29 protein-coding genes and 1 other RNA gene are annotated in these 25407 nt (G+C 59.0%); 12 read left to right on the top strand and 18 right to left on the bottom strand.

Features of this window, described 5'->3' with window-relative positions:
• The first annotated feature begins 80 nt into the window (after positions 1–80).
• The 5 genes from tomB to ENGE1_RS10730 all read left to right on the top strand — a co-directional run bounded on the left by tomB (position 81) and on the right by ENGE1_RS10730 (position 2737).
• Positions 81–455, top strand: a complete 375-nt coding sequence (gene tomB, locus ENGE1_RS10750) for an Hha toxicity modulator TomB (protein ID WP_043085573.1) — start codon at positions 81–83, stop codon at positions 453–455.
• A 27-nt stretch (positions 456–482) separates the two neighbouring features.
• On the top strand, positions 483–701 hold the full coding sequence (locus ENGE1_RS10745; protein ID WP_043085574.1) for an HHA domain-containing protein: 219 nt from the start codon (positions 483–485) through the stop codon (positions 699–701).
• A 147-nt stretch (positions 702–848) separates the two neighbouring features.
• Positions 849–1403 carry a maltose O-acetyltransferase gene (gene maa / locus ENGE1_RS10740; RefSeq protein ID WP_048253668.1) on the top strand — a complete coding sequence of 185 codons (555 nt, stop codon included), beginning with the start codon at positions 849–851 and terminating at the stop codon, positions 1401–1403.
• Between the two features lie 96 nt (positions 1404–1499).
• On the top strand, positions 1500–1967 hold the full coding sequence (locus ENGE1_RS10735; protein WP_043085577.1) for a YlaC family protein: 468 nt from the start codon (positions 1500–1502) through the stop codon (positions 1965–1967).
• A gap of 59 nt (positions 1968–2026) precedes the next feature.
• Positions 2027–2737 carry a GNAT family N-acetyltransferase gene (locus ENGE1_RS10730; protein ID WP_048253670.1) on the top strand — a complete coding sequence of 237 codons (711 nt, stop codon included), beginning with the start codon at positions 2027–2029 and terminating at the stop codon, positions 2735–2737.
• Here the strand turns inward: ENGE1_RS10730 and ykgO are convergent.
• The 3 genes from ykgO to yczE all read right to left on the bottom strand — a co-directional run bounded on the left by ykgO (position 2734) and on the right by yczE (position 3829).
• Complete coding sequence (gene ykgO, locus ENGE1_RS10725) at positions 2734–2874, bottom strand: type B 50S ribosomal protein L36 (RefSeq protein ID WP_043085581.1); 141 nt, start codon at positions 2872–2874, stop codon at positions 2734–2736. The two genes, ENGE1_RS10730 and ykgO, sit on opposite strands and share 4 nt — an antisense overlap.
• 2 nt (positions 2875–2876) lie before the next feature.
• Positions 2877–3137, bottom strand: coding sequence for a type B 50S ribosomal protein L31 (locus ENGE1_RS10720; RefSeq protein WP_043085582.1), 261 nt, complete (start codon positions 3135–3137; stop codon positions 2877–2879).
• Positions 3138–3214: 77 nt separating this feature from the next.
• Entirely contained in the window at positions 3215–3829 is a 615-nt protein-coding gene (gene yczE, locus ENGE1_RS10715; RefSeq protein ID WP_048253671.1) for a membrane protein YczE, read from the bottom strand.
• A gap of 88 nt (positions 3830–3917) precedes the next feature.
• On the opposite strand from yczE, the gene yczR reads away from it, so the two are divergent.
• Positions 3918–5342 (top strand): MocR-like transcription factor YczR, encoded by a 1425-nt coding sequence (gene yczR / locus ENGE1_RS10710; protein WP_048253672.1) that lies wholly within the window; start codon positions 3918–3920, stop codon positions 5340–5342.
• A 12-nt stretch (positions 5343–5354) separates the two neighbouring features.
• Here the strand turns inward: yczR and ENGE1_RS10705 are convergent, their stop codons facing one another.
• The gene (locus ENGE1_RS10705) at positions 5355–5570 is read right to left on the bottom strand and encodes a beta-ketoacyl-[acyl-carrier-protein] synthase family protein (RefSeq protein ID WP_045288173.1); all 216 of its coding nucleotides are present in this window, start codon (positions 5568–5570) and stop codon (positions 5355–5357) included.
• Complete coding sequence (locus ENGE1_RS10700; RefSeq protein ID WP_043085589.1) at positions 5567–5815, bottom strand: hypothetical protein; 249 nt, start codon at positions 5813–5815, stop codon at positions 5567–5569. Before ENGE1_RS10700 ends, ENGE1_RS10705 begins: the two co-directional genes overlap by 4 nt.
• Before the next feature lie 620 nt (positions 5816–6435).
• On the opposite strand from ENGE1_RS10700, the gene ENGE1_RS10695 reads away from it, so the two are divergent.
• Entirely contained in the window at positions 6436–7659 is a 1224-nt protein-coding gene (locus ENGE1_RS10695; protein WP_048253673.1) for a hypothetical protein, read from the top strand.
• Between the two features lie 86 nt (positions 7660–7745).
• Here the strand turns inward: ENGE1_RS10695 and ffs are convergent.
• Positions 7746–7842: signal recognition particle sRNA small type (ffs, locus tag ENGE1_RS10690), an RNA gene on the bottom strand.
• 176 nt (positions 7843–8018) lie between these two features.
• Here ffs and ENGE1_RS10685 point away from each other — a divergent pair.
• On the top strand, positions 8019–8333 hold the full coding sequence (locus tag ENGE1_RS10685) for an MGMT family protein (RefSeq protein WP_043085599.1): 315 nt from the start codon (positions 8019–8021) through the stop codon (positions 8331–8333).
• Between the two features lie 32 nt (positions 8334–8365).
• On the opposite strand, the gene ENGE1_RS10680 is transcribed toward ENGE1_RS10685, so the two are convergent.
• On the bottom strand, positions 8366–8938 hold the full coding sequence (locus ENGE1_RS10680; protein ID WP_043085600.1) for a YbaY family lipoprotein: 573 nt from the start codon (positions 8936–8938) through the stop codon (positions 8366–8368).
• A gap of 215 nt (positions 8939–9153) precedes the next feature.
• Between ENGE1_RS10680 and tesB the strand changes: the two genes are divergently transcribed.
• Positions 9154–10014, top strand: coding sequence for an acyl-CoA thioesterase II (gene tesB / locus ENGE1_RS10675; RefSeq protein WP_048253674.1), 861 nt, complete (start codon positions 9154–9156; stop codon positions 10012–10014).
• Positions 10015–10051: 37 nt separating this feature from the next.
• Here tesB and amtB read toward each other — a convergent pair whose 3' ends face one another.
• The 5 genes from amtB to ENGE1_RS10650 all read right to left on the bottom strand — a co-directional run bounded on the left by amtB (position 10052) and on the right by ENGE1_RS10650 (position 15984).
• Entirely contained in the window at positions 10052–11338 is a 1287-nt protein-coding gene (gene amtB, locus ENGE1_RS10670) for an ammonium transporter AmtB (protein WP_048253675.1), read from the bottom strand.
• A gap of 30 nt (positions 11339–11368) precedes the next feature.
• Complete coding sequence (gene glnK, locus ENGE1_RS10665; protein WP_038155077.1) at positions 11369–11707, bottom strand: P-II family nitrogen regulator; 339 nt, start codon at positions 11705–11707, stop codon at positions 11369–11371.
• 256 nt (positions 11708–11963) lie between these two features.
• Positions 11964–13742, bottom strand: coding sequence for a SmdB family multidrug efflux ABC transporter permease/ATP-binding protein (locus ENGE1_RS10660; RefSeq protein WP_048253676.1), 1779 nt, complete (start codon positions 13740–13742; stop codon positions 11964–11966).
• Positions 13735–15507: a SmdA family multidrug ABC transporter permease/ATP-binding protein gene (locus ENGE1_RS10655; protein WP_048253677.1), complete on the bottom strand. Its 1773-nt coding sequence runs from the start codon at positions 15505–15507 to the stop codon at positions 13735–13737. The genes ENGE1_RS10660 and ENGE1_RS10655 overlap by 8 nt, the downstream gene beginning before the upstream one ends.
• 18 nt (positions 15508–15525) lie before the next feature.
• A complete protein-coding gene (locus tag ENGE1_RS10650; protein ID WP_043085610.1) occupies positions 15526–15984 on the bottom strand; it encodes an Lrp/AsnC family transcriptional regulator in 459 nt (152 codons plus the stop codon).
• A gap of 115 nt (positions 15985–16099) precedes the next feature.
• Here ENGE1_RS10650 and ENGE1_RS10645 point away from each other — a divergent pair, with 115 nt between their 5' ends.
• Positions 16100–17149, top strand: a complete 1050-nt coding sequence (locus ENGE1_RS10645; protein WP_048253678.1) for a PLP-dependent cysteine synthase family protein — start codon at positions 16100–16102, stop codon at positions 17147–17149.
• 20 nt (positions 17150–17169) lie between these two features.
• On the opposite strand, the gene fliB is transcribed toward ENGE1_RS10645, so the two are convergent.
• Both fliB and cof read right to left on the bottom strand, forming a co-directional pair.
• Positions 17170–18390, bottom strand: a complete 1221-nt coding sequence (gene fliB / locus ENGE1_RS10640) for a flagellin lysine-N-methylase (RefSeq protein WP_048253679.1) — start codon at positions 18388–18390, stop codon at positions 17170–17172.
• 157 nt (positions 18391–18547) lie between these two features.
• Positions 18548–19366 (bottom strand): HMP-PP phosphatase, encoded by an 819-nt coding sequence (gene cof / locus ENGE1_RS10635; protein WP_048253680.1) that lies wholly within the window; start codon positions 19364–19366, stop codon positions 18548–18550.
• Between the two features lie 106 nt (positions 19367–19472).
• Between cof and ENGE1_RS10630 the strand changes: the two genes are divergently transcribed.
• The gene (locus ENGE1_RS10630) at positions 19473–21176 is read left to right on the top strand and encodes an SgrR family transcriptional regulator (RefSeq protein WP_048253681.1); all 1704 of its coding nucleotides are present in this window, start codon (positions 19473–19475) and stop codon (positions 21174–21176) included.
• Between the two features lie 64 nt (positions 21177–21240).
• Positions 21241–21936: a 7-cyano-7-deazaguanine synthase QueC gene (queC, locus tag ENGE1_RS10625; protein WP_048253682.1), complete on the top strand. Its 696-nt coding sequence runs from the start codon at positions 21241–21243 to the stop codon at positions 21934–21936.
• Between the two features lie 40 nt (positions 21937–21976).
• Here queC and ENGE1_RS10620 read toward each other — a convergent pair whose 3' ends face one another.
• The 4 genes from ENGE1_RS10620 to hupB all read right to left on the bottom strand — a co-directional run bounded on the left by ENGE1_RS10620 (position 21977) and on the right by hupB (position 25307).
• Positions 21977–22375, bottom strand: coding sequence for a YbgC/FadM family acyl-CoA thioesterase (locus tag ENGE1_RS10620; RefSeq protein WP_043085617.1), 399 nt, complete (start codon positions 22373–22375; stop codon positions 21977–21979).
• A gap of 100 nt (positions 22376–22475) precedes the next feature.
• Complete coding sequence (locus ENGE1_RS10615) at positions 22476–22805, bottom strand: helix-hairpin-helix domain-containing protein (RefSeq protein ID WP_048253683.1); 330 nt, start codon at positions 22803–22805, stop codon at positions 22476–22478.
• 149 nt (positions 22806–22954) lie between these two features.
• On the bottom strand, positions 22955–24826 hold the full coding sequence (gene ppiD, locus ENGE1_RS10610) for a peptidylprolyl isomerase (protein WP_048253684.1): 1872 nt from the start codon (positions 24824–24826) through the stop codon (positions 22955–22957).
• A gap of 208 nt (positions 24827–25034) precedes the next feature.
• Positions 25035–25307, bottom strand: coding sequence for a nucleoid-associated protein HU-beta (gene hupB / locus ENGE1_RS10605; protein WP_002444653.1), 273 nt, complete (start codon positions 25305–25307; stop codon positions 25035–25037).
• Positions 25308–25407: the final 100 nt, after the last annotated feature.

Here is a 25407-nt window from a genome sequence, read left to right as displayed (position 1 = left end):
GTTTTACAGCGTTTGTTCCCGGTCAGACAGCAGTATCCATCCCACACCGTGTTTACGACTTAATGATAAGGGGATGCGTTATGGACGAATATTCGCCAAAAAGACATGATCTCGCACAGCTTAAATTTCTCTGTGAAACCCTGTATCATGACTGCCTTGTTAACCTTGAAGAGAACGGTGCAGGCTGGGTCAATGACCCTACGGCCGCAATCAACCTTCAACTTAACGAATTGATTGAACACATTGCTACCTTCGCACTTAATTACAAAATTAAGTATAACGAAGACGATAAATTGATCGCACAAATTGATGAGTATCTGGACGACACCTTTATGCTGTTCAGTAACTATGGCATTAATGCTGATGATTTACAGAAATGGCGAAAATCTGGAAACCGACTTTTCCGCTGTTTCATAAACGCCAGCCGTGCTAATCCTGTTAGTCTCTCTTGTTGAAAAATATGATAAATGGAAGGTGAAGTTATGTCAGATAAAGCTTTAACGAAAACGGATTATCTGATGCGTTTAAGGCGCTGTCAGAGTATTGATACGCTTGAACGCGTCATCGAAAAAAATAAGTATGAACTTTCCGATAATGAACTGGCGGTTTTTTACTCAGCAGCCGATCACCGCCTTGCGGAGCTGACGATGAATAAACTCTATGACAAGATCCCAACGTCGGTATGGAAATTTATACGTTAACGCTCCCCACCCGGTTCCTCCCCTCTGAGACAGTATGTGGAAAGTACGAGATTGAAGCTCTGTGATGGCGATCACGTCGCCATAGAGGGAACGTTACCCGTTCAGCCCGGAAGGGCTAAAGTGATCTCCCGCTAAGAGGAGAGTCACATGAGTCAGGAAAAAGAGAAGATGATCGCCGGTGAGCCTTATAACCCGGGCGATGAAGTGTTGCGCGCCGATCGGCTGCGGGCAAGGCAAATTATTCACCAGTACAACCATTCTGCTCCACACGAGAAAGCGCTGCGCGTAACGCTGCTTCAAGAGCTTCTTGGCCAGGGTGAGGGAAGCTATATTGAGCCAGCATTCCGCTGCGACTACGGCTACAACATATTCCTCGGGAAAAACTTCTACGCTAATTTTGACTGCGTCATGCTCGACGTCTGCCCTATTCGCATTGGCGACAACTGCATGCTGGCCCCCGGCGTGCACATCTATACCGCCACGCATCCGCTTGAGGCCCAGGCGCGCATCAGCGGCGTTGAGTACGGCAAGCCTGTCACCCTCGGCAACAACGTTTGGGTAGGCGGTCGGGCGGTCATTAACCCCGGCGTCACGATTGGCGATAATGCGGTTATCGCCTCCGGTGCAGTGGTCGTGAAAGACGTCCCGGCAAACGCCGTGGTCGGCGGAAATCCGGCCCGGGTACTGAAAATGCTGGCGTGACTGTTATGCTTTTCTGTTACCTGACTGTTACTTTTCGCTCCCTCTTGCGCAACGTAAAATGGCGGCTCCTGTATTCCGCTTTTACAGAGGATAACCATGAGCGAGATCCGGCGGCTGCTGACCGACACCATTGACGAACTGAACCTCCGCGAAAAGCGCGACAATCGCCCACGCTTTAGCATCAGCTTTCTTCGCCGCTTTCCGTGGCTCTGCCTTGCCATGTACCTGGGGTTTCTGGCGACGTTCATCGTGATGCAGCGTTCCGAAACCCTTGAAGACTCCGTCTGGCTTTTAGTGGTGCTGTTTATCCTGCTGAACGGCTTTTTCTTTTTTGACGTCGCCCCGCGCTATCGCTATGAAGATATCGACGTGCTGGACCTGCGCGTATGCTACAACGGTGAGTGGTACAACACACGCTTTGTGCCCCCGGCCCTCATTGACACCATACTCGACTCACCGCGCGTGGCGCAGGCGCAAAAGGCGCAGCTGCGCAAAATGATCGCGAGTAAAGGCGAGCTGTCGTTTTACGATATCTTTACCCTCGCCCGCGCCGAAAACGCCTGATCAAAAAGCGCGTGCACCTTCCGTGTTACTATCAAAACAGTTCACGTGAGGAGACAGCGATGAGTGAAGTCAATCCATTCGGGCAGCCCGTGGGGCCTCTATTGCCGGACTGGCAGCCGCGCCCACGCCCGCAGCGCATTATTCTTGAGGGGCAGCGGTGCCGCCTCGAACCTCTCAGCAGTAAACACGCTCTGGCGCTGTTTCAGGCCTATCAGCTCGCCGCGGATAGCCGCGGCTGGACCTGGCTGCCGCGGGAGGCCGACACGCGGCCGGAAACCTACCTCGCATGGGTCAAAAGCGTAGAGGCGCTTGAGGACCCCGTTCATTATGCGGTGATTGATCTGCAGACCCAGCGGCCGGTGGGTTCTCTGTCGCTGATGCGTATCGATCCCGCAAATGGCGTTATTGAAGTGGGCTATGTCCACTTTTCGCCGCTGATGAGCGGTACAGCGCTCTCTACCGAAGCGCACTGGCTGCTGATGCGCTACGCCTTCGACACGCTGGGCTATCGCCGCTACGAGTGGAAGTGCGACGCGCTGAATGAACCTTCCCGCCGCGCCGCGCTGCGCCTCGGCTTTCAGTATGAAGGGCGCTTTCGTCAGGCCGTGGTAGTTAAGGGACGCAGCCGCGACACCGACTGGTTTTCAATTCTCGACGGCGAATGGCCGCAGGTGGATAGCGCAATGAGGAAATGGCTTGCCGTCGATAATTTTGACAGCGACGGCAAGCAGAGGACAACCCTGGAAAGTTGGCGAAAGCAGGCCCGTTAGCGCCGTTTTTTACGCCCCTGAACGGCCTTAAAGCGGGGATTAGTCTTGCAGATAACGTACAGGCGGCCTTTGCGCCTGACGATCTGGCAGTCCGGATGACGATTTTTTGCCGTTTTGAGAGAATTCAGCACCTGCATGATTAGCTCCGCTTCGCGTTAAGGAAACCGCCAAAGCGCGCTTTAAATCGCGCGGCGCTGCCTTCGGTGGCGAAGGTTTTCTGTTTCCCGGTGTAGTAAGGGTGTGACTGGGAAGAGACATCGAGAGTTACATAGGGATAGGTCTCCCCTTCGAACTCAATGACGCGCTCGGTTTTAATGGTCGATCCGATTTTGAAATAGACGTCCGCGCTGGTGTCGTGAAACACCACCGGACGGTATTCCGGATGGATACCCGGTTTCATGGCTTACCTCAATTGTTACTGTATAACATTGCGATAATATAATCCCGGGCGCGGCAAACTGCAACCCCCTCCCGCCCTTAGCCCGCGGCTTTTGCTCTCTCCGCCCGCCCGTTCGCCGCGCGGCCGGCGGTGAACCAGGGCAGGAAGAACTGGATCAGCGGCCCGATAGCCAGAGCATAAATCAGGGTGCCGATCCCCACCGGCCCGCCCAGCAGAAAGCCCACCGCCAGCACCGCCACTTCGATGGCCGTCCGAATAAGCCGGATGGACCAGCCGGTTCTCGCGTGCAGCCCGGTCATCAGCCCGTCGCGCGGACCGGGACCGAAACCCGCCCCGATGTACATCGCGGTGGCCAGCGCATTCAGCACTACCGCCGCCAGCAGCAGGAGGGCCTGGAAAATCAGGGCCGAAGCCTGGGGCAGCACCGCGAGCGTCGCATCTGCCGCCAGTCCCAGCACAATGACGTTGCTGACCGTGCCCAGCCCCGGCTTTTGCCGCATCGGGATCCACAGCAGCAGCACCAGCGCGCCGGTGACGATCAGCACCGCGCCGACGCTCAGAGCCATGTGGTTAGCCACGCCAATGTGAAAAACGTCCCAGGGATCGGCGCCGAGGCTGGCGCGGATATACATCGCGATAGAGATACCGTACAGGCACAGGCCAGCATAGAGTTGAACCAGACGACGCAGCATAGAAACCTCATTAACCGTTGCGGATAAGCACATCATCGTTAAAAATGGACTTATAATTAATGGCCAGTTATATAAAAGTGGACTGAACATGGTATTACGCCGATCCGGATCCCAATCGCTGGTGAGCCTGCTGGGCCACTGGCAGGAAACGAACGCCCGCACGCCGCGCTGGCGCCAGCTCGCCGACGCGCTGCGCCTGCTGGTCCTCGACGGCAGGCTGGCTATCGACAGCCGCCTGCCCGGCGAACGCGAGCTGTCTACCGCGCTGGGCGTAAGCCGGACGACGGTGGCCAGCGCGCTGGGCCATCTGCGGGATGAGGGCTTTATTACCAGCCGCCAGGGCAGCGGATCGCGGATCGTTCTGCCGGCCCGCCAGCAGATACCAACCCGAATGACGGCAGGCGATATGCTCGATCTCTCTACCGCCGCGCTGAGCGCCGGTCCGGAGGTCCATCAGGCCTATTCCCACGCCCTGACGCTGCTGCCAGGCCACCTGGCCAGCACCGGCTACGATCCTCAGGGCCTCCCCGCCCTGCGGGAGGCGATTGCCCGCCGCTACGCCGGACGCGGGCTGCCGACAGGTCCTGAGGAGATCATGGTGGTCAACGGCGCCGTCAGCGGTCTGGCGCTGATCCTGCGCCTGATGACCGGCCCCGGCGACCGCGCCGTAGTGGAGAATCCGACCTATCCGCTGGCGATCGCCGCCATTGAAGGCGCATCGTGCCGGCCGGTCGGCGTGCCGCTGTCGCCCACGGGCTGGGATGTTGATGGCCTGACGGCAGCGTTTGCCCAGACGTCGCCGCGGCTGGCCTACCTGATGCCGGATTTTCACAATCCGACCGGCCGCTGTATGGATGCCGCCACCCGCCAGCGGGTTGCCGATCTGGCGGCCCGCACGCGAACCGCGCTGGTGATTGACGAGACGATGGTCGATCTGTGGTACAGCGCCCCCCCGCCGCCGCCGCTGGCGGCCTTTAACCCCCAGGCGCCGATCGTGACGCTGGGATCGTGCGGCAAGAGTTTCTGGGGCGGCCTGCGGCTGGGCTGGATCCGCGCCTCAGCCCGGACCATCGCCGCGCTGGTACAGGCCCGGGACACGCTGGATCTGGGGTCGCCGCTGCTGGAGCAGCTGGCTGCCTGCTGGCTGCTGGATAATGCCGAAGGGCTGCTGCCCGCCAGGCGGAAAATGCTGGCAGGCCGCCGGGATATGTGCAGCGCGCTGATGGCGGAATATTTCCCCGAGTGGCGCTACGTGGTGCCCGAGGGCGGCCTCTCTTTCTGGGTGGAGCTGCCGGATATGCTGGCAACGCGGTTTGCCGCCAGGGCCGAAAGTGCGGGCATTCATCTCGGTACCGGCACGCGGTTTGGCCTCTCCGGCGCCTTTGACCGCTGGCTGCGCCTTCCCTTTACCCAGCACGATATTGATCTGCGGTCAGCGTTTACCACCCTGCGACCGGTCTGGGAATCACTGACCGGTCAGCAGAATAATTTACGGACAAGGAAGATAATATAATAAACCGCCGGCTCACGGCTGGCGGGGAACAGGAAATCCTTTCAGTGAGATAATAAAGTTATTGCCCTGCTTTTTGATTCTGGCGCCGGTATCGCCCCAGTCCGAGACCAGGCGAAATAGCTCGTCGCTGCCAATATCCCAGTTAAGCAGAACATGCTTGACCTGCCCCGATCTGAGCAGCTCGCAGGCTTCGGCGTAGCTGCCGGCAACGCTCTGCGGCTGCTTCATCGTTTTTTCTTCAGCAATTTGCGAACGGCCTTCAGCTCTTTCGCCGTCAGCGGTGCGGTGTCTTCTTCCGTATGCTGACTGTCGATGTCGCCCGTTGCAACAACGTCACCGGCGGCGCCGTCGAGCGCGTGGCGCAGCAGAGCCTCTACGCTCACGCTGAGCGTCTGGCTGCGCGCTTCGGCGTACTGCCGCAGCGCATCTTTAAGCTCACTTTCAATTTTGACATTTAATACTGTCGTACTCATCACGTAACGTCCTGCGTTATAAATCGGCTAAACCGTAAAAAGCGCTATTACTTCTGGCCGTCACGCGGCCATGAAAACTATGACTTTTTTATGTGACAAAACGATGACATTCTGGTGACAGTGCCCGTGATGCAGTGCCTGCGACAATAACATTCCGCGCAGGCTACCGCGATGGCGAAGGTGCCATGAGCCTGCCGTTCACAGGGGCGCTGTAGGTTTAGCAGATGGAATTGATTTACACCGCGGGGCCGAAATTTATTTAAACAGCGAATGCGCATTTAATGCGCTCGCGATATTGTGCCGGACGCCGATAAATAGCGCCTTGATAACTAGAGGGACAGTAATGTTGCTGTCGGCCCGTTTTACTTGATCTCCGCGTATGTTATATTGCGCAAAATTTATCAATGCGTGGAGCGAAACTAACGGCCCCAGATACATTCATACATTGTCAAACTTATTGTTGTGAATGTAATATTTTTGTTGTGCGCTTATTGCAGATAAGAAAAATCAGAGAGTAAGACTATTCCATCATTCTATTGATGAATTTTTGCAACGTTCTGAATGCTTCTTATGCGCCAGCAATACCCGAAAACACATGAATATTTCATCCGAATAACATTATGACTTTATTTGTTAAGAAAAAAGGATTTGGCAATATCGGCCTAAAGTACGATTACAGACTTTTTGGTCTCTCAATATTTAAGATAACCCGCCATATTGGTTATGACCGCGTAACGCTGCTCTCTTTTTTGACGTTCAGGATCAAAAAAAGCAACACCAAAAAGCATATTTTTAACAACGATGCAGCATTATGCACCCTCTCCGAATCCGCGTCTAAAAAAATTGTCTTTGTGATAAAAGATCTGCAGGCGACCGGCGGTGTGGAAAGCCGGCTGTATAAGTTGTCCAGATACTTAAAGAAATTTAATTATTTACCTGTATTTATTACGCAGAGTAACGATCACTGCCAGTTAAGGCATGAGGTTAATCTGTACTGCAACTTATCCCTGCCTGAATCTGCCGGAGATCTCTGTCAGCTGCTGGCCGTCGTAAAGCCCGATGTGGTTGAGTTTCAATTTAAATCAACAAAGCTCTTTCACGATTTAAGCGACGATTTTTTTACCGCGGATTTCCTTACCGGCATCTGTATTCATGAAGAAGTTGAATTTGAGCCAGCGCAGGTTAACAAGGTCGATTACGTTATCTCCAGCACGGAAAGGCGCTGCCTGGCGACCATCGCTAATTACCGCATAATCCCGAACTGGCTCTCTTTCCCTGCGTCCCCCGTATGGTCATATAAAAATCAGCAAAAAGCGTTAATCGTCTCCCGCTTATCCAAAGACAAACTGCCGACAATTATTAACTTTGTTGATTTATGTAACTTCATGGGGATAACCTATGAAATCGCCGGAAACTTCAAGGATGAAGTGAGCGCCAGCATCGTTGATTTCCTCGTCAAAAAGGGCGTCGCCCTCAGCGCGTTTATCGGCGAAATAGAAACGATCAAATTTTTGAAAAAGAACACCGATAAATATCTGTTCGTTGCAGGAGTTGGCCAGGTCGCCATCGAGGCATCCGCCATTGGCTATCCTTTTGCCGTCACGCCGCATCACGGCGGCTACGAAAACACCATTTTTCTGGAAGAGAAAAACACCGAAACGCTGCTGGAGACCAATTTCACCATTAAAGATGGCTCCCTGAGCACGCATCGTAATAAAGAGCACTGCCCCTGTAAAAAAACCTCGCGTAACGCCATTTTTAAGAAAATGAACCAGTACTGCGGCGAGCATGTACTGGATGACTATATGCGCATCATTGCTCAGGCACCGCAGCGAAAGAGATAACCGCATAAGAATGCACAGAGGGCGTCTGCCATTGCTGGCGCATTGAGAGGATATACAGCGGAGAAGGCCCCGGAATTGGGTGGGGGCCCTGCCAGCTACATCCCGGCACCCACGTCGTCTGCCCTGGCTGCTTCCTTCCGGACCTGACCTGGTGAACAGAGTAGCGTTGCGGGAGAACCAACAGAGCCCCCATTGAGAGCGTTGTTAACCAACGCGCAGGCGCATTATCCCTGCGCGGGGCGGCAATTGCAACCCGCCGTCGCGCGTATGGCGGTTTATTGCGCACTGTTCGGGATTTCGCTGCCTTCACATCGGCCTGCGCCTGGCTTATCCTTAGCCTTTTGACGCGCGGAGAGGCTATGCAATCCAGTGATTCTTTCCCCCAGCGGGTCTGGCAAATCGTCGCCGCCATCCCTGAAGGCTGCGTCACCACCTACGGCGAGGTGGCCCGACTGGCCGGCTCACCGCGCGCGGCGCGTCAGGTGGGCGGCGTGCTGAAGCGTCTGCCGGAAGGGTCATCGCTGCCCTGGCATCGCGTCGTTAACCGCAGCGGAACCATTTCGCTGAGCGGGCCGGATCTCCAGCGCCAGCGCCAGGCGCTGCTGTCGGAGGGCGTTCAGGTGTCGGGGAGCGGAAAAATCGATATGCAGCGCTATTGCTGGCGCTATGAATAATCCCCTCTCCGGGCGGAGAGGGGATGCGGCTATCAGGGAACCTGAGTCGGCGCAGGGACGGCCGAAGACGGCGTCACTTTGGTCGGCGATGTTGACGGTACCGTCGTTACCGCGCCGCCGCTGGCCGCCATCGGCACGGCGGTCTGCTGGACCGGAACCAGAGTCAGATCGGCTTTGCGGCCACCGTCGTTGATCACCGTCTGGACGGTATCGGTAATAAACATCAGCTTGTTGTCCACGGCGATCGCCGCGCTCAGCAGGATCCGCGCGTTCGGCTTAATATCGGCCGGCTTAAACGGCAGCACGAAGCTGAACGGCGCCTGTTTGCCGTTGGTGCGCATCACTTTCTGCGACAGCACCTTAGACGGCGCGTCCGCAATGGAAGCATCGGACAGGGTAACGGTCAGCACCGCATTAGGCGGCAGGGCCACGCGCTGGCGGATCCACACCGTACCGGAAACATTAGGCTGCTGAATAGTAGACTGAGCGGCTGAGATCGACGTATTCGGACTCGGCGCCGGAACGGCAATGTCTGCGCTTTTATCCGCACAGGCGGACAGAGCAACGGCCATCGCAATACCACTTAACAGATACACGCATTTCATTTTATTCTCCTTACCATCCATGCTCCCGCAGCAAGTTTGTCTGCGAGAGTGAGTTGTTAAAATGTCAGAAACAGTTTAAGTGTGGCACAGATCTCAGATATTCGCCTGGAAAGGAACCGTTATTCAGACTATTGCACCCATCGGACCACTTCCGAAACTGCGTTATACTGACGCCATCCCCCGCGCCCGCGCGCGTTTTTTTGTTGAGGACATTTATGAGTCAGGCTCTCGCTAATCTGCTTTCCCTGCTGAATCTGGAAAAAATCGAAGAGGGGTTATTCCGGGGCCAGAGCGAAGATCTGGGACTGCGCCAGGTTTTCGGCGGCCAGGTCGTCGGCCAGGCGCTGTACGCGGCAAAAGAGACCGTCCCCGAGGATCGTCTGGTCCACTCCTTCCACAGCTACTTTCTGCGTCCCGGCGACAGCCTGAAGCCTATCGTTTACGATGTGGAGGTCCTGCGCGACGGCAACAGCTTCAGCGCCCGCCGGGTGGCCGCCATCCAGAACGGCAAGCCTATTTTCTATATGACCGCCTCCTTCCAGGCGCCGGAATCCGGCTACGAGCATCAGAAAAGTATGCCCGAAGCCCCTTCGCCCGACGGCCTGCCCTCCGAGCTTGAAATTGCCCACAAGCTATCGCACCTGCTGCCGCAGCCGCTTAGGGAGAAGTTCCTGCGCGACAAGCCGCTGGAAATCCGTCCGGTCGAGTTTCACAATCCGATGAAGGGACACGTAGCGCCGCCCGCGCGCCAGGTGTGGATCCGCGCCAACGGCCGGGTCGCCGACGATCTGCGCGTCCATCAGTCGCTGCTGGGCTATGCGTCCGATTTTAACTTCCTGGTAGTGGCGCTACAGCCCCACGGCGTCGGCTTCCTCGAGCCGGGAATGCAGGTCGCGACCATTGACCACTCGATGTGGTTCCACCGGCCGTTCGACATGAACGAGTGGCTGCTGTACAGCGTGGAGAGTACCTCGGCGTCGAGCGCGCGCGGCTTTGTTCGCGGTGAGTTTTATACCCAGGATGGCGTGCTGGTGGCGTCAACGGTGCAGGAAGGGGTGATGCGCAAGCGGAGCTAAAGCAAAGCCCTCTCCGCGCGGAGAGGGCGGTAATCTATCAGGAGTTGTAGGCGTTTTCGCCGTGGCTGTTGACGTCCAGGCCTTCGCGCTCCTGCTCTTCCGGCACCCGCAGCCCGACGGTTACGTCAGCCAGCTTGTAGGCGATGAAGGCAACAACGGCAGACCAGACGATCGTCACGCCAATGCTCTCCAGCTGGACCATCACCTGATGACCCATGGTGACGCCTTCGGCGTAGCCGACGCCGCCGAGAGAGGTGGAGGCAAAGATACCGGTCAGGATGCAGCCCACGATACCGCAGACGCCGTGGACGCCGAAGACGTCGCAGGGGTCGTCAACGCGCAGCACGCGCTTCAGCGTGGTCACGCCCCACAGGCCAGCCAGGCCTGCGATTATGCCGAGAAGCAGCGAACCGCCGACACCAATATAACCGCAGGCCGGGGTAATACCCACCAGGCCAGCAATCGCACCGGAACAGGCTCCGAGCAGAGAAGGCTTACCGCGTACCGCCCACTCGCCAAATACCCAGGCGAGGATAGCCGCCGCCGTAGCCACCACAGTGTTAACGAATGCCAGCGCGGAAATCTCATTTGCCGAGCTCGCGGAGCCTGCGTTGAAGCCAAACCAGCCTACGTAGAGGATAGCCGTGCCGGTGAAGACCATCGGCAGGTTGTGCGGTTTGAATGCCTCTTTGCCAAAACCTACCCGTTTGCCAATGAGGTACGCCCCCACCAGGCCCGCCACCGCTGCGTTAATGTGCACAACAGTGCCGCCTGCAAAGTCCAGCGCGCCGTGCGTTGCCAGCAAGCCGCCGCCCCAGACCATATGCGCAATTGGCACATAGGAGAAAGTCAGCCATACCACCACAAAAATCAGCACTGCAGAAAAGCGGATACGCTCAGCCAGGGAGCCGACAATAAGGCCCACGGTAATACAGGCGAAAGACCCCTGAAAAGCCACATGAATATACTGATAAAACGTGCCCATCAGCGCCTTGAGTTCGATACCTTTGAGCATCACCCAGTCAAAGCTGCCGAAGAAGTTGCCGCCGGTGCCGAAGGCGAGGGTATAGCCGTAAACCACCCACAGTACGCACACCAGCGCGAAAGTGACCGTGACCTGGGTCAGCATGGAGAGGACGTTTTTGCCGCGGATCAGGCCGCCGTAGAACAGGGCAATACCCGGAATACTCATGAACAGCACCAGCGCGGTGCAGATCATCATAAAGCCGTTATCTGCTTTGTCGGCTTCGGCAGGGGCCGCCATTGCCAGGGCAGGCAGCAGCGCCAGAAGACCAGGGGCAGTTTTTAACAGTATTTTTCTCATTGTTTCGATCCTAATCACTGTGTGCAGGTATTACAGCGCGGCTTCGTCGGCTTCGCCGGTGCGAATGCGGATAACGCGCTGCAGTTCGGCGACAAAAATCTTGCCGTCGCCAATTTTTCCGGTGTAGGCCGCCTTGCTGACCACGTCGATCACTTCGTCGAGCTGATCGTCGGCGATAGCCACGTCAATTTTCACCTTCGGCAAAAAGTTGACGCTGTATTCGGCGCCGCGATAGAGCTCGGCGTGGCCTTTCTGACGTCCAAAGCCTTTTACCTCGGTAACGGTCAGCCCCTGAATACCAATTGAAGACAGCGCCTCGCGGACGTCTTCGAGTTTGAATGGTTTAATTACCACGGTAACCAGCTTCATAGATCCCCTCCAGTCAGAATTCGCCAACGGCAGCAGCAGATACATGTCTGCTAAAGCAATCGGCGTGCCAGAAATAAAATCAGAGCGGATATCAGAGGGATACGGCGCGCAGATGCGCCGCGGCCTGAGCAGGTGCAGGGGAAAAGAAAATCATGGCGATCCCGGCCGGGCGGAATACGCACCGCTTTGGTGCGCATCGCCTGTCGCGACTGCACCAGGGTGCGGTGGTGTTATCAGATTGCCTGATTTTGGTGCATCAGGCGGGAAGACTCTCTTTCTGCGCGCAGGCGGCCAGCTCTTCGCCCGCCAGCTGCAGCTGATACATCTGCCAGTAGCGCCCTTTTGCGGCCAGCAGCTGCTGATGGGCGCCGCGCTCGACGATCTGCCCGCGCTGCAGGACCAGGATGGTGTCCGCATCAACAATCGTGGACAGTCGGTGGGCGATAACCACCAGCGTCGTGTGCTGGCGCACCTTCGCCAGCGCCTGCTGGATGGCGCGCTCGGTACCGGAGTCAATATTGGCGGTGGCCTCATCGAGAATGAGGATCTGCGGCGTATCGACCAGCACGCGGGCCAGGGCCAGCAGCTGCTTCTGGCCGACGGAGAGATTATTGCCCTGCTCGCCAAGCGTGGTGTAGATACCGTCGGCCATGCCGCGAGCCAGTTCGGCCAGCTGTACGGTCTCCAGCGCCTGCCAGACCTGCGCCTCGCTGATATCGCGGCCGAGGGTCACGTTAGCGAAGAAGGTATCCGCCAGCACCACCGGGTCCTGCTGCACCATCGCTACACCCTGGCGCAGCGCGCCGTGGCTGAGCGACGAAAGCGGGCGCCCGTCGAGGCGGATCTCGCCGCGGGTCAGCGGATAGTAGCCCATCAGCAGGCTGGCAAGGGTACTCTTACCGCTGCCGGTATGGCCGACCAGCGCCACAAAGCTGCGGGAGGGCACCTGCAGATTAATGTCCTTCACCACCAGCCGGTCGTCCCGGTAGGCGAAAGCGACGTTATCGAACTCAACGCTGCCGCTGGCAAGCGGCCTGTCGTCATCGCCCCACGCCTGCTGCGGCTTATCCATCAGCTCGAAAACCCGCTCGCCGGCCACCACCGCCTGCTGCAGCATCGACTGCTGGGTGGTCAGTTCGATCAGCGGCTCGTTAAGGCGGCCGAGGTAGCTGATAAAGGCGTACAGCACGCCGACCTCAATGGTGCCTTTGGCGGTGAGGCCAAACAGCATCAGCAGCCCGCAGAGAATAAGCGAAGAGAAAAGACTCAGCAGCGGGCGCAGCAGGAAGCCGTCGAGGCGCAGGGTCTGCATCCGCGCCGCATAGTGCGCCCGGCTCGCCGCCCCCAGCCGCTCGCCGAAGCGCGCCTGCTGGCGAAACTGCTGCAGCACGGTCATGCCGTTAATCACTTCATTAAAGCCGTCGTTGATGTCCGCCAGCCAGGCGCGAACCCGCCGCACAATGGGCGTACTGAAGCGCTGATAGATAATCATCACCGCGATGACCGCCGGGAAAATGGCGATGGCCACCAGCGCCATGCGCCAGTCGAGGCTGAACATCGCCACCAGCATGGCGCCAATCAGCGCCGCGCTGCGCAGCACCGTCGAGACCACGGTAACGTACAGATCGCGGATCACTTCGGTATCGTTGGTGACTCTGGAAATCAGCTGCCCCACCGGCTGGACGTCAAACTCGCTCAGGGGCTGGCGCAGGGCGGCGTCCATCACATCGGTGCGCAGCTGCTGCACCACGCCGACGGCGGCGCGGTTGAACAGCAGCGCCTGCGCGTAATGCAGCGAGGCGGCCAGCAGCTGTAGCCCCACGTAGGCCGCCGCCAGGCCGGCGATCGTCCCCCACGGCAGGTGGCTTTTCGCCACCATATTATCGATGAAGTAGCTTATCAGCAGCGGACCGGAGACTTCGGCCCCGGCGGCAATCCACATCAGCACCATGCCGATGCCCAGCGGTTTGCGCCACGGCGAGCCGTAGGCCAGCAGGCGCTTAAGGGTCGGCCACAGCTGTTTAAAGTTATGCATCGGCGGCCTCCTCCAGCGCTTCCGGCGCCTCATCGAGGGCCGCTTCCAGCTGCTGATAGCGGTACATATCGCGATACCAGCCCGCATCGGCTACCAGCTGCTCGTGCTGGCCCCGCTGGGCCACGCGCCCGCTCTGCATCACGATGATCTCGCTGGCCTCGGTCAGCGCCGAGAGACGGTGGGCGCTGATGATCACCGTCCGCCCCTCGCCCCACTGGCGCAGGTTATGCAGGATCTGATGCTCGGTGCGGCCGTCGACCGCCGACAGGGCATCGTCGAGGATCAGGATCTCGGCGTCGAGCAGCAGCGCCCGGGCAATAGAGATACGCTGCTTCTGGCCGCCGGAGAGCATCACGCCGCGCTCGCCGACTTCCGTCTCATAGCCGTCGGGCAGGCGCAAAATATCGTCGTGGACGCTGGCGAGCCGCGCCGCCTGCTCTATCTCCTCCCGGGAGGCGTCGGGCTTGCCCAGCGCAATGTTGCTGGCGACGGAGTCGGAGAAGAGGAACGGCGTCTGGTTCACCACCGCCAGGCGCCCGCGCCAGGCGTCCAGCCGCAGCCGTGTCAGGGGCAGATCCTGAAAGCGGATCTCCCCTTCGGTGATATCGAAGTGGCGCTGGATAAGCGCCAGAATGGTGGTTTTCCCCGAGCCCGTCGGGCCGCAGAGCCCAAGCATCTGCCCGGGCCGGAGGGTGAAGTGGACGTCAGACAGGGTCGGCTTCGCCGCCTGCGGATAGCAGAAGCTATCGATGTTCACCGCCAGCGTCCCGCGCCCGGCTGAAAGCGTCGCGTCGCCGTCCTGCACGACCGGCGCCTCGGCGAGCAGGCTGCGGATGCGCCCATAGGCGGCGCTGCCGCGCTCGACGATATTAAACATCCACGCCAGCGCCAGCATCGGCCAGATCATCAGGCCCAGATACATCATAAAGCTGGTGAGCTGGCCCAGCGTCAGGCTGCCCTGCACCACCATCCAGCTGCCGCCGGCGATCGCCAGCAGGTTCGCCATGCCGATGGCGATATAGATAGTCGGATCGAAGCGGGCGTCAATGCGCGCCACGCGCATGTTCTTCGCGCCGGTGTCCGCCGCATCGGCGGCAAACTGCGCCGACTGGCGCTCCTCCAGGCCGAAGGCTTTAATCATGCGAATACTGGTCAGGCTCTCCTGGGTGCGGTCGTTGAGACTGGAGAAGGCGGCCTGCGCCAGCTTGAAACGCTCGTGCAGCACGTCGCCGTTGTGTTTGATCATCAGCGCCATAATCGGCATCGGGATTAGCGCCAGCAGGGTTAGCTGCCAGCTGAGCTGAGTGGACATAATAATCAGCACCGCGCAGCCCATCACCATCGAGTCGACCAGGGTCAGTACGCCCTCGCCGGCGGCAAACACCACCCGGTCAACGTCGTTGGTAGCGCGGGCAATCAGGTCGCCGGTGCGGTGGCGCAGATAAAACTGCGGATGCTGGCGGCTGAGCTGGCGGTAAAAATCTTCCCGCAGTTCGACCGCCAGCCGGTAGGCGGCGCCGAACAGCAGCACGCGCCAGACGTAGCGCAACAGGTAGACCATCACCGCGACCAGCGCCAGGGCGCCGACCCACAGCATCACGCGGCCAGCGGTATAGTGCTCCCGGATAACGCCGTCCACCACGTAGCCCACCGCCTTCGGCGGAATAAGCTGCAGAACGGCAATGATCATCAACAGCCCTACCGCGCCGAGGTAGCGTCGCCATTCGCGGCGGAAGAACCAGCCTAGTTGTACAAATAATCGCACGCAGAAATATCCAGAGAATTATGAAATGGGCAGCGCCGTGGTGTATTTAATCTGCTCCATCGCGAAGCTTGAGGTCACATCGCTGAGCCCGGGAACGCTGTTCACCAGCCTTTTGTAAAATTCGTCATAGCGCTTCATGTCGGCGACCTGCACCCGCATCAGGTAGTCGTATTCACCCGCCATGCGCCAGAAGCCAAGCACCTCCGGCATGCCGGTGACTTGTGAAACGAAGCGATTATACCAGTCGCTGCTGTGGTGCTGGGTTTTTATTAACACAAAGGCGGTCAGCCCCAGCCCGAGCTTTTCGGCGTCCAGCAGCGCGACCCTGCCGAGCAAAATGCCCTCATCTTCAAGCCGCTTCAGCCGTTTCCAGCACGGCGTGGTGGTCAGGTTAACGGCATCCGCCAGCGCCTGCAAAGAGAGCGTGCAGTCCTCCTGCAGCAGCGAAAGCAGCTTACGGTCAATTTTATCTATCATGTGCCTTCCTGAGAGAAAATCTTTCTCCAGCAAGTCTATTTTAAAGTCTTATTAGCAACAATTTTTTCCGGCCTTTTCGCTAAGCTGGGCACAAAATAACAAACAGGAAACTATGATGAACAGCCGCTGGATCACTCACGCGATTAGCGAAATTAACGCCGACTATCAGCGCTCCGCTGACACCCACCTGATTCGCCTGACGCTGCCCGCCTTTCCCGGCGTGTCGCTCTACCTGAAAGATGAGAGCACCCATCCTACCGGCAGCCTGAAGCACCGCCTCGCCCGTTCGCTGTTTCTCTACGGCCTGTGCAACGGCTGGATCAAAGAGGGAACGACGATTATCGAAGCCTCCTCCGGCTCCACCGCCGTCTCCGAGGCCTACTTTGCCCGTCTGCTGGGGCTGCCGTTTATCGCGGTGATGCCCGCCTGCACCGCGAAGCGCAAGGTGGAACAGATTGAATTCTACGGCGGACGCTGCCACTTCGTGCAGAGCGCCTGCGAAATTTATGAAGCCTCGGAGCAACTGGCCCGCGAACTGAACGGCCACTATATGGATCAGTTCACCTACGCCGAGCGCGCCACCGACTGGCGCGGCAATAACAATATCGCCGACAGCATCTATCACCAGATGCAGCACGAGCCGCACCCGATCCCGGCCCACATCGTCATGAGCGCCGGCACCGGCGGCACCTCGGCAACGATTGGCCGCTATATTCGCTGCAAGGGACATCCGACGCAGCTGACGGTGGTCGATCCGGAAAACTCGGTGTTCTTTGATTTCTGGCAGCAGCGCGACGCCGCCCTGCGCAGCGTCTGCGGCAGCAAAATCGAGGGCATCGGCCGCCCCCGCGTCGAGCCGTCGTTTATTCCTGACGTGGTGGATGAGATGCTGCGGGTGCCGGACGCCGCCAGCGTCGCCACCGCCCGCTGGCTGGAGAGCCAGCTCGGGCGCAAGGTAGGCGCCTCGACCGGTACCAATATGTGGGGGGCCCTGCAGCTGGCGGCGCGCATGCGCCGCGACGGACAGAGCGGCGCCATTGTGACGCTGCTGTGCGACAGCGGCGAACGCTATCTCGATACCTACTATAACGACGCGTGGGTCGCGGCGAATATTGGCGATTTAGGGCCGTGGCGGACCAAACAGGCTGAACTGCTTGCCGACTGAGTTACCGGTGACGCGCCGTCCTACTGGCCCAGAAGCAGCAGGCAGGAGAGGTCGTCACCGCTGTTAATCATATCCAGCGCCTCATTAAGCTCGATACCGATGACGCTGGAGTGCATTGTTTTTTCCGCAAAGCTGGCAATGGTTTTCAGCACGACCTCCTCGGTGAGCGGTTCATTCAGCGACCTGACGGCGATCAGCTGTTTAATATAGAAGTAGTCCAGCACCAGCAGGCTGAACTGGCGCAGCAGGGTCGCCAGTGAATTTTGCGGAAAATTGCTGTGATAAATCTTATACAGCAGATAGTTGCGCAGCACGTGCGGCGCGCTAAGACAGGAGCTGCCGCACAGCGTTTGCCACTGCGCCTCGATGCGGGAAAACTTCTCCTCCAGCGCAGCAGCGCTGGAGGTAGGCTGCGGATCGATAAATTCAGCCAGCAGGCGGTGTCCTTCGCGAATATAGCGGCTACGGTTATCCCGCGATGCGACATATTTCCCCAGTACCGAAAGGGATTTAATTTTCAGCACTACCGACTCGGCGGTGTGCTGCGGCGCGAGCAGCGTTTCCTCTGCGCGCAGGGTATCCAGCAGCCCATGATAATAAGCCTCAATGTCGTCCAGACGGCGATAGACATCAAATTCAATACGCTGAAGATAGAGAATGAAATGCGCCAGCGCCATCAAATTTTCTTCAACGCGAAGAGAGGGAGATTTAATAATATTCCAGGCGAAGAGGTGGATAATCTGGCTGCGCTCGTCGTCGCGCACCCGCTGCTCGGGCCGGTTTTTCCGGGTCCACGCCTTCAGGCTGGCGCGCTCCTCCAGCAGCATGCTCTGCGGATCAAACAGCACCAGGCGCACGACCTCCGGACAGGAAAGCGTCATCGAGTGGCGCGTGGCATTTAAGTACTCTTTTTTGATGCGGGGATATACTGAGCAGGTTTTCGATAATGCTTTCGCCCCCATCTCACGCTGGATTGAGCAGAGCCGCTGTTCATCGACGAAGGGACACAGGCCCTGGTCGTTAAATTTGACGACCGAATAGTGGTTTTTCCCTTTGCGGGTTAACAGCAGATGTTCTTTCGCACTAGCGGCAATAACATCGTTACTGGCGTTTACGTAGCTGAGGTGCGTCTTTTTATCGATATAAATATTCCAGCCCTGACAGCAGGTCATTGGGCAATCGGTACCTTTACAGCTGAACTGATTAACAAAACGGGGAGCGATCTCTTTATAAATTTGCATATCACTGTCTACATGCCAAAAAAAGAGAAAAATAGCACAGTGAGGATCCAGCTTATAACCGCATAACCGCGCACTTGAGAAGGCTATTCGTCATCTAGTGGCGGGCATGAAAAAAGGCCCGGCTTCACCAGAAGCCGGGCCTGCCGGAAGGGTCTCTTTATTCGGGGGAATAAGGAAGATGTGGAGTATCCAGCCAATGGTTTAAATAGTGGGCGACCGCCTGCCCGCGGCAGTGGCCGATAACCGGCAGGTGCGGCAGCGCGGCTCTGAGTTGCGGCATGGCGTTGCCCATAATCAGGCCTCTGCCGACCGCGCCCAGCATTTCGCTGTCGTTCATCGCATCGCCGAAGGCCATGCACTCATCGAGACTCACGCCGAGATGCTCGCCGAGCTTCGCCAGCGCGCTCCCTTTATTACAGCCGGCCGGCAGTATCTCCAGACAGTCCACGGCGGAGAAGCAGATATCCGCCCGGCCGCCGATGGCGTCGTTCAGCTGAATGCGCAGGCGGGTCAGCGCCTCGCGATCGCCGCAGAAGCAGATTTTGGTGACCTCATGGGCCGGGATCGCTTTAAGCGGGCGCAGCTGGTAGCGAAAATCGCTGAAACCGTGGGCCTCCAGCAGCGCGGGCGCCGCCCGGTCGGTAAACCAGCCGTCATCGTTAAAAACGTGGAGCGTGGCCGGGGTATCCCAGCGGCTGTGGAGCACGGCTTCAGCCACGTCGGGGGCGAGATCGCAGCGGTGAAGCACCGCGCCGTCGCGGGCGTGAACGCGGGTGCCGTTGCCGGCAATCAGGTAGGCGTCGAGATCGAGATCGCGCATCAGGTAGCGCATCTCAAGGGTGTGGCGGCCGGTGGCGAACGCCAGAGTGACGCCGCTCGCCTGCAGCCTTCCCAGGGCGCGCAGCGTCTGCTCCCCCAGCCGGTGGTCCGGCATCAGCAGGGTCCCATCCATATCAAATGCCGCCAGTTTTGCCATGCTCTCCCCCGGAGTGTGATGAATGTCGCTTGCGGAAAAGTATCTCCCGGGATATACGGAAGGAATAGTGATTAGATAACTTTTATTGTTCCGGGTTTATTGCACGATGCGCCAGCTCAACCGCCTCAACCAGTTCCAGCGCCTGTGGCAGCCCTCCTCCGGCGCGCCGCAGCAGACCACCATCGCCGAGCTGGCCGCACGCTGCTTCTGCAGCGAACGCCACGTCCGCACCCTGCTGCGCCAGGCCAGCGAGGCCGGATGGCTGCGCTGGCAGGCGCAGGCCGGGCGCGGCAGGCGGGGCACCCTCACCTTCCTGGTCGATCCGGAGCAGCTGCGCAATACGATGATGGAGCAGGCGCTGGAGAGCGGCCAGCAGCAGAGCGCGCTGGCGCTGGCCCAGCTGGCGCCGGTCGCGCTGCGCGCCCTGCTGCAGCCCATTCTCGGCGGGCGCTGGCAGAACAATACAGCCACCCTGCGCATTCCCTACTACCGGCCGCTGGAACCCCTGCGCCCCGGTTTCATGCCGGGCCGGGCCGAGCAGCACCTCAGCGGACAGATCTTCTCCGGACTGACGCGCTTTAACTCCCGCGCGGACGAACCCGAGGGCGATCTGGCCCACCACTGGCGGATCGGCGACGGCGGTCTGCGCTGGCACTTCTATATCCGCTCAACCCTCCGCTGGCATAACGGCGATCCGGTCCACGCCGCGCAGCTGGCGGAGAGGCTTGAGATGCTGCTCGCCCTGCCCCCGCTGCGCAGGCTGTTTGCCAGCGTGCGGCGTATAGAAGCCACGCCCGGCCAGGGTCTGACTTTTATCCTCTCCCGCCCGGACTACTGGCTGGCCCACCGGCTGGCGAGCTACTGCAGCCGGCTGGCGCATCCGCGGCAGCCGGAAACCGGCACCGGCCCTTTCCGCCTGCAAAGGTTCGGGCCAGAGCTGATTCGCCTGGAGAATCACGATCGCTATCACCTGAGCCACCCGCTGATACAGGCTATCGAGTACTGGATAACGCCGGGCCTGTTCGGCCAGGATCTCGGCACCAGCTGCCGCCATCCGGTGCAGATAGCCATCGGCGCGCCGGAGGAGCTTTCCAGCCTGCAGATGGTAAGCCGCAGCATCAGCCTCGGCTTTTGCTATCTGGCGCTGCGCAGGAGCCGCCGCCTGAGCCGGGCCCAGGCCGGGAGGATAATCAACCTCATCCACCGCACTCCGCTGCTGCAGAACCTGCCGCTGGATGACGATCTGATCGCCCCCAGCCGCGATCTGCTGCCGGGCTGGGCGATCCCGCTTGCCGATGACGATCCGGGGGTGGCCCTGCCCGCGCGGCTGACGCTGGTCTACCACCTGCCGGTAGAGCTGCATACGATGGCCGAACGGCTGCGCGACCTGCTGGCCGAACAGGGATGCACCCTGACGGTGGTTTTCCACAATGCAAAAAGCTGGGACGACTGCCCGGCGCTGGCCGATGCCGATCTGCTGATGGGCGACCGCCTGATCGGCGAGGCGCCGGAATATGTGCTTGAGCAGTGGCTGCGCTGCGATCCGCTGTGGCCCCGGGTGCTCGGCCGCGTGGGCTATACCCGGCTTGGCGAGACGCTGGACGCCGTGCAGGCAAAAGAGGATGCAGACGTCCGCCACGCGGCGCTGCGCGAGGTTTTCCACCGGCTGATGGCAGACGGTACCCTGACGCCGCTGTTCAACTATCAGTACAAAATCAGCGCGCCGCCGGGCGTTAACGGCATCGCGCTTAACGCCCTGGGCTGGTTTGACTTTACCCGGGCCTGGCTGCCCGCAGCGGGCGGCGAGTGAGGCTGGTGGTCCTCGCCCGGAGGCGCTACCATAGGCCTCTTCGTTTTTTTTGACAGGATTTGCTATGAAACGCGCCGTTGTGGTGTTCAGCGGGGGCCAGGACTCCACTACCTGCCTGATTCAGGCTCTGCAGCAGTACGATGAAGTTCACTGCGTCACCTTCGACTACGGCCAGCGCCACCGGGCGGAAATAGACGTTGCCCGCCAGCTGGCGAAGAAGCTCGGCGCCCGCGCCCACAAAGTGCTGGACGTCAATCTGCTCGGCGAGCTGGCAGTCAGCAGCCTGACCCGCGACAGCATTCCGGTGCCCGATTATGCGCCCGACGCCAGCGGCATACCCAACACCTTCGTGCCCGGTCGCAATATCCTTTTTCTGACCCTGACCGCCATTTACGCTTACCAGGTGCAGGCAGAAGCGGTAATAACCGGCGTGTGCGAAACCGACTTCTCCGGCTACCCGGACTGCCGGGACGAGTTTGTGAAGGCGCTGAACCACGCTGTGAATCTGGGCATGGCGAAAGAAGTTCGCTTTGAGACGCCGCTGATGTGGCTGGATAAGGCAGAGACCTGGGCGCTGGCGGACTACTGGGGCCAGCTTGATCTGGTGCGCCACGAGACGCTCACCTGCTACAACGGTATTAAAGGCGACGGCTGCGGTCAGTGCGCCGCCTGCAACCTGCGCGCTAACGGCCTGAATCACTATCTGGCCGATAAGACGGGCGTGACGGCGGCGATGAAGGAAAAAGCGGGTCTGCAATAAGCGACTCTCCCGGCAGCCGCGGCTGCCGGGCGGGAATTCATCAGGCGACCATCGCCTCCACCTGCTCCCGCAGTTCGCCCTCCAGCGGCAGCGATTTTTGCGTTTTAAGATCGATACAGACGAAGGTTATCTGCGCATCGGCGACCACGTCGCCCTCCGCGCCTCGGGTAATGACCTGGCTCAGGATGCCGCTTTTGCCGTTAAGCTGCTTCAGTTCGCTGCTGACGGTCAGCAGATCGCCCAGCACCGCCGGCCGGCGGTAGTTAATATTGATGTTGACCACCACGAAGGCGATGTTGTGCCGCATCATCCACTGGAAGCTGGCGCTGTTCTCCAGCCCGTCCCAGCGGGCCTCTTCCAGAAACTCAAGATAGCGGGCGTTGTTGACGTGCTGATAGACGTCAAGATGAAAACCACGGACTTTAATTTGTGTCTGCATAGCGCAATAGCCTTATTTTTTATATAGAGTCAGAGGTCGCACACTGGTACGACCTCCTCAGTCTGGCATTTTTTCAGGTCGATGCAAACTCCGCGTTTGCTTAAAGCATCAGATGCGCCAGGTTGCGCTCCACCAGCGCGCCGCCCATGCCCGGCACCTGCCGCAGGTCGTCAAGGGTCTTGAAGGGACCAAACTCCTCCCGGTGATTCACGATCGCCTGCGCTTTTTTTAGCCCGACGCCGTTCATCACCCGCGCCAGTTCTTCCGCGCTGGCAGTGTTGATGTTCACCTTATCCGCGGCGGCCACCTGCCCCGCCGCCGCGGGCTCCGGTGAGGCTTTGACCGCAGACGGCGAGGCCGTGGCTACCGCGCTTGCGCCAAACCAGGCCAGTGAGAGGCTCAGAAGGACGGCTTTCATTCCTGCATTCATGCTGTTATCTCCTTGTTTGTTGACAGCGGGATAACCATACTCAGCGGCAGATACAGAAACAAAAGCGAAAATGCAGAAATGGAAAAGGCCGCGAAAGCGGCCTTCAGGTATTGCAGAGAGGGACAAAAATCTGCGAGCAGTATCGGAAATTACTGCTGCTGCGCCACGTCACCGAGCTTGATTTTCGCCTCTTTGCGCAGGCTGGACATCAGGGCTTCGAAGGCAATCTGCGCATTGTTCTGGGTAATGCGCTGGACCATCACCTGCTTCTGCGTTTCCGGCATGGTGCCGTCTTTGACTTCATCCAGCGCCACCAGCACCACGTTACCCTGCATATCGGAGCCGATACCGTAGTTGGCTTTCCCCTTCTCAGGAAGCGCCAGGCTGAACGCGGTCTGGCTCAGCGGATCCTGGCCGGTGCGGCTCAGGGTCTGCGGTGCGCCAAAGCTCAGCCCCGCGTCTTTCATCGCCGCATCGCCTTTACCGCTCTTCAGCGCGGCCAGCACTTTTTCTGCATCCAGGCGCGCCTGTTGTTCGGCCTTGTTGTGCTTAACGATGTCCGTGACCTGCGCTTTGACCTCGGCCAGCGGCTTCGTGCTCTGCGGCTTGTGCTCGCTGATGCGCAGCACGAAGGCGCGGTCGCCGTCGACGGTGATGATGTCAGAGTTGCTGCCCGGCGTGCCGTTCTCGCCGACCAGGCCGCCGTTGAAGATGGCATCTGCCACCGGCTTGAAGTTCAGCTCTGCCGGCAGGCTGTCGCGGCCAAACCAGCCGGTCTCAACGGCCTTCACGCCGGCAACCTGTTCGGCGCCCGCCAGGGATTCGTTGTCGTTGCTGGCGGCATCGCTGACCTTCTGCTGCAGGGCGTAGTAGGCATCCAGCGCTTTATCCTGCTTCACCTTAGCCGCAATCTCATCCTTCACGTCGGCCAGCGGTTTAGTTTTCGCCGGCTGAATATCGTCCAGGCGCGCGACCAGGAAGCCAACGCTGGATTTGATCACCCCGGAGAGCTGACCCTTCTCTTTCAGACCGGCGTTTTTCAGCTCGTCCGGCGTGGTGGAGGCCTCAAGCCAGCCCATATCGCCGCCATTTTTCGCCGAAATAATGTCGGTGGATTTGGCTTTCGCCACGGCGGCAAAATCGGCGCCTTTGTTCAGCTCGTCGAGGGCGGCTTTGGCGTCGGCTTCGGTTTTGGTCTGAATCACGCTGTAGCGCACGCGCTCAGGCTGGGTGAACTGCTCCTGGTGCTGATCGTAGTAAGACTGGATATCCTGGTCAGTGGCGTTTTCCGCCATGCCTGCCGCATCCATCTTGATGTAGCTGACGCGGAACTGCTCCGGCGCGAGGAACTGGTCTTTGTGCTGCTCGTAGTAGCCGTTAATTTCGGCATCGCTGACCGTCTGTTTCGCCGCCAGGGCGTTAACGTCGATGGTCGCTTCGCGCACCACGCGCTGCTGGGAAACCAGGGCCGCCAGCTGATTGGTTTCGCCCGGCAGCATGAATTCTGAACCCAGCACGGCGTTGACCAGCTGCTGGGTGGTCAGCTGACGGCGCAGCGCCTGAGCGTACTGATCGGTAGACATGCCCATCTGGTTGACGATGCCGGTAAAGCGCTGATTGTCGAATTTACCGTTAGCCTGGAAAGCCTGGGTCTGGAAAATCGCCTGCTTAACCTGATCGTCGCTGATGGCGAGGCCGAGACTTTTGGCGTACTGATCGAGCAGCGCTTCGTCCACCAGCTGGCTCAGCACCTGCTGGCGCATGGCTTTCATAAAGTTTTCATCGCCGGCCATTTCGGAGAAGCGTTCGCGGTCCTGCTGCTGCAGGCGGTTGCGCTCGCTGGCAACGGCGTTTTCGAACTGTCCGCGGCTGATCTCCTGACCGTTTACTTTTGCGGCATAGTTGTTGTTACCGCCAATCAGGTAGCTGCTCACGCCCGTCAGGATGAAAGACGCGATAATAACCCCGAAAATGATTTTGAGTACGAGGCTGTTGGCCGCCGTACGTAAGCTGTCCATCATGGTTTAACAACGCTCCGCTGTAGATGACTATTTCACGCACGGCAGACAACGAGGAATGCGGCGCGAGGGGGAGCTATTGTGACAAGAAAAGGCAGTGGTTGTCAGCCCTCAGGGCCGGGGAAATGTCAGAAATTAGGGCATATAAACGAAAAAAGGCACATCGGTTGATGCGCCCTTGTACTTTTAAGCTCCCCTGGAGGGAAAGCGATCAGTTTACCGCGTCTTTCAGTGCCTTACCTGCACGGAAACCCGGAACTTTCGCGGCAGCGATGGTGATCTCTTTACCTGTCTGCGGGTTGCGACCAGTACGGGCAGCACGCTCTTTAACAGCAAAGGTTCCAAACCCTACCAGCGCAACATCGTCCCCGGCCTGCAGAGATTCGGTAACGGAAGCAATTAAAGCATCTAACGCACGTCCAGCGGCAGCTTTAGAGATATCCGCACCTGCAGCAATTTTGTCAATCAGTTGAGATTTATTCACTGTTCTCTTCCTCTCGTTATAATTTATATCGCGCTGGAATCCTTCGCAGCGCGACGGCGCAGCAGTTATATCAGGAGTGTCATGCCCTTACAACACCCGT

It is taken from the genome of Pluralibacter gergoviae ATCC 33028 = NBRC 105706, assembly GCF_001598855.1.
Taxonomy (GTDB): Bacteria; Pseudomonadota; Gammaproteobacteria; order Enterobacterales; family Enterobacteriaceae; genus Pluralibacter; species Pluralibacter gergoviae.
Note: the sequence above shows the minus strand (reverse complement) of the source record. Positions and strands in the feature narration are given on the sequence as shown.

What these genes read in the sequence shown, in the direction of transcription:
- ppiD (WP_048253684.1), bottom strand. Translation starts at nt 24,826, where the DNA reads ATGATGGACAGCTTACGTACGGCGGCCAACAGCCTCGTACTCAAAATC.
- ENGE1_RS10650 (WP_043085610.1), bottom strand. Translation starts at nt 15,984, where the DNA reads ATGATAGATAAAATTGACCGTAAGCTGCTTTCGCTGCTGCAGGAGGAC.
- ENGE1_RS10730 (WP_048253670.1), top strand. Translation starts at nt 2,027, where the DNA reads ATGAGTGAAGTCAATCCATTCGGGCAGCCCGTGGGGCCTCTATTGCCG.
- yczR (WP_048253672.1), top strand. Translation starts at nt 3,918, where the DNA reads ATGGTATTACGCCGATCCGGATCCCAATCGCTGGTGAGCCTGCTGGGC.
- ENGE1_RS10705 (WP_045288173.1), bottom strand. Translation starts at nt 5,570, where the DNA reads ATGAAGCAGCCGCAGAGCGTTGCCGGCAGCTACGCCGAAGCCTGCGAG.
- ENGE1_RS10680 (WP_043085600.1), bottom strand. Translation starts at nt 8,938, where the DNA reads ATGAAATGCGTGTATCTGTTAAGTGGTATTGCGATGGCCGTTGCTCTG.
- ENGE1_RS10685 (WP_043085599.1), top strand. Translation starts at nt 8,019, where the DNA reads ATGCAATCCAGTGATTCTTTCCCCCAGCGGGTCTGGCAAATCGTCGCC.
- ENGE1_RS10660 (WP_048253676.1), bottom strand. Translation starts at nt 13,742, where the DNA reads ATGCATAACTTTAAACAGCTGTGGCCGACCCTTAAGCGCCTGCTGGCC.
- ENGE1_RS10695 (WP_048253673.1), top strand. Translation starts at nt 6,436, where the DNA reads ATGACTTTATTTGTTAAGAAAAAAGGATTTGGCAATATCGGCCTAAAG.
- maa (WP_048253668.1), top strand. Translation starts at nt 849, where the DNA reads ATGAGTCAGGAAAAAGAGAAGATGATCGCCGGTGAGCCTTATAACCCG.
- ENGE1_RS10720 (WP_043085582.1), bottom strand. Translation starts at nt 3,137, where the DNA reads ATGAAACCGGGTATCCATCCGGAATACCGTCCGGTGGTGTTTCACGAC.
- ykgO (WP_043085581.1), bottom strand. Translation starts at nt 2,874, where the DNA reads ATGCAGGTGCTGAATTCTCTCAAAACGGCAAAAAATCGTCATCCGGAC.
- ENGE1_RS10620 (WP_043085617.1), bottom strand. Translation starts at nt 22,375, where the DNA reads ATGCAGACACAAATTAAAGTCCGTGGTTTTCATCTTGACGTCTATCAG.
- yczE (WP_048253671.1), bottom strand. Translation starts at nt 3,829, where the DNA reads ATGCTGCGTCGTCTGGTTCAACTCTATGCTGGCCTGTGCCTGTACGGT.
- amtB (WP_048253675.1), bottom strand. Translation starts at nt 11,338, where the DNA reads ATGAGAAAAATACTGTTAAAAACTGCCCCTGGTCTTCTGGCGCTGCTG.
- ENGE1_RS10700 (WP_043085589.1), bottom strand. Translation starts at nt 5,815, where the DNA reads ATGAGTACGACAGTATTAAATGTCAAAATTGAAAGTGAGCTTAAAGAT.
- tesB (WP_048253674.1), top strand. Translation starts at nt 9,154, where the DNA reads ATGAGTCAGGCTCTCGCTAATCTGCTTTCCCTGCTGAATCTGGAAAAA.
- ENGE1_RS10615 (WP_048253683.1), bottom strand. Translation starts at nt 22,805, where the DNA reads ATGAATGCAGGAATGAAAGCCGTCCTTCTGAGCCTCTCACTGGCCTGG.
- ENGE1_RS10745 (WP_043085574.1), top strand. Translation starts at nt 483, where the DNA reads ATGTCAGATAAAGCTTTAACGAAAACGGATTATCTGATGCGTTTAAGG.
- ENGE1_RS10735 (WP_043085577.1), top strand. Translation starts at nt 1,500, where the DNA reads ATGAGCGAGATCCGGCGGCTGCTGACCGACACCATTGACGAACTGAAC.
- queC (WP_048253682.1), top strand. Translation starts at nt 21,241, where the DNA reads ATGAAACGCGCCGTTGTGGTGTTCAGCGGGGGCCAGGACTCCACTACC.
- cof (WP_048253680.1), bottom strand. Translation starts at nt 19,366, where the DNA reads ATGGCAAAACTGGCGGCATTTGATATGGATGGGACCCTGCTGATGCCG.
- tomB (WP_043085573.1), top strand. Translation starts at nt 81, where the DNA reads ATGGACGAATATTCGCCAAAAAGACATGATCTCGCACAGCTTAAATTT.
- ENGE1_RS10630 (WP_048253681.1), top strand. Translation starts at nt 19,473, where the DNA reads ATGCGCCAGCTCAACCGCCTCAACCAGTTCCAGCGCCTGTGGCAGCCC.
- fliB (WP_048253679.1), bottom strand. Translation starts at nt 18,390, where the DNA reads ATGCAAATTTATAAAGAGATCGCTCCCCGTTTTGTTAATCAGTTCAGC.
- glnK (WP_038155077.1), bottom strand. Translation starts at nt 11,707, where the DNA reads ATGAAGCTGGTTACCGTGGTAATTAAACCATTCAAACTCGAAGACGTC.
- ENGE1_RS10645 (WP_048253678.1), top strand. Translation starts at nt 16,100, where the DNA reads ATGAACAGCCGCTGGATCACTCACGCGATTAGCGAAATTAACGCCGAC.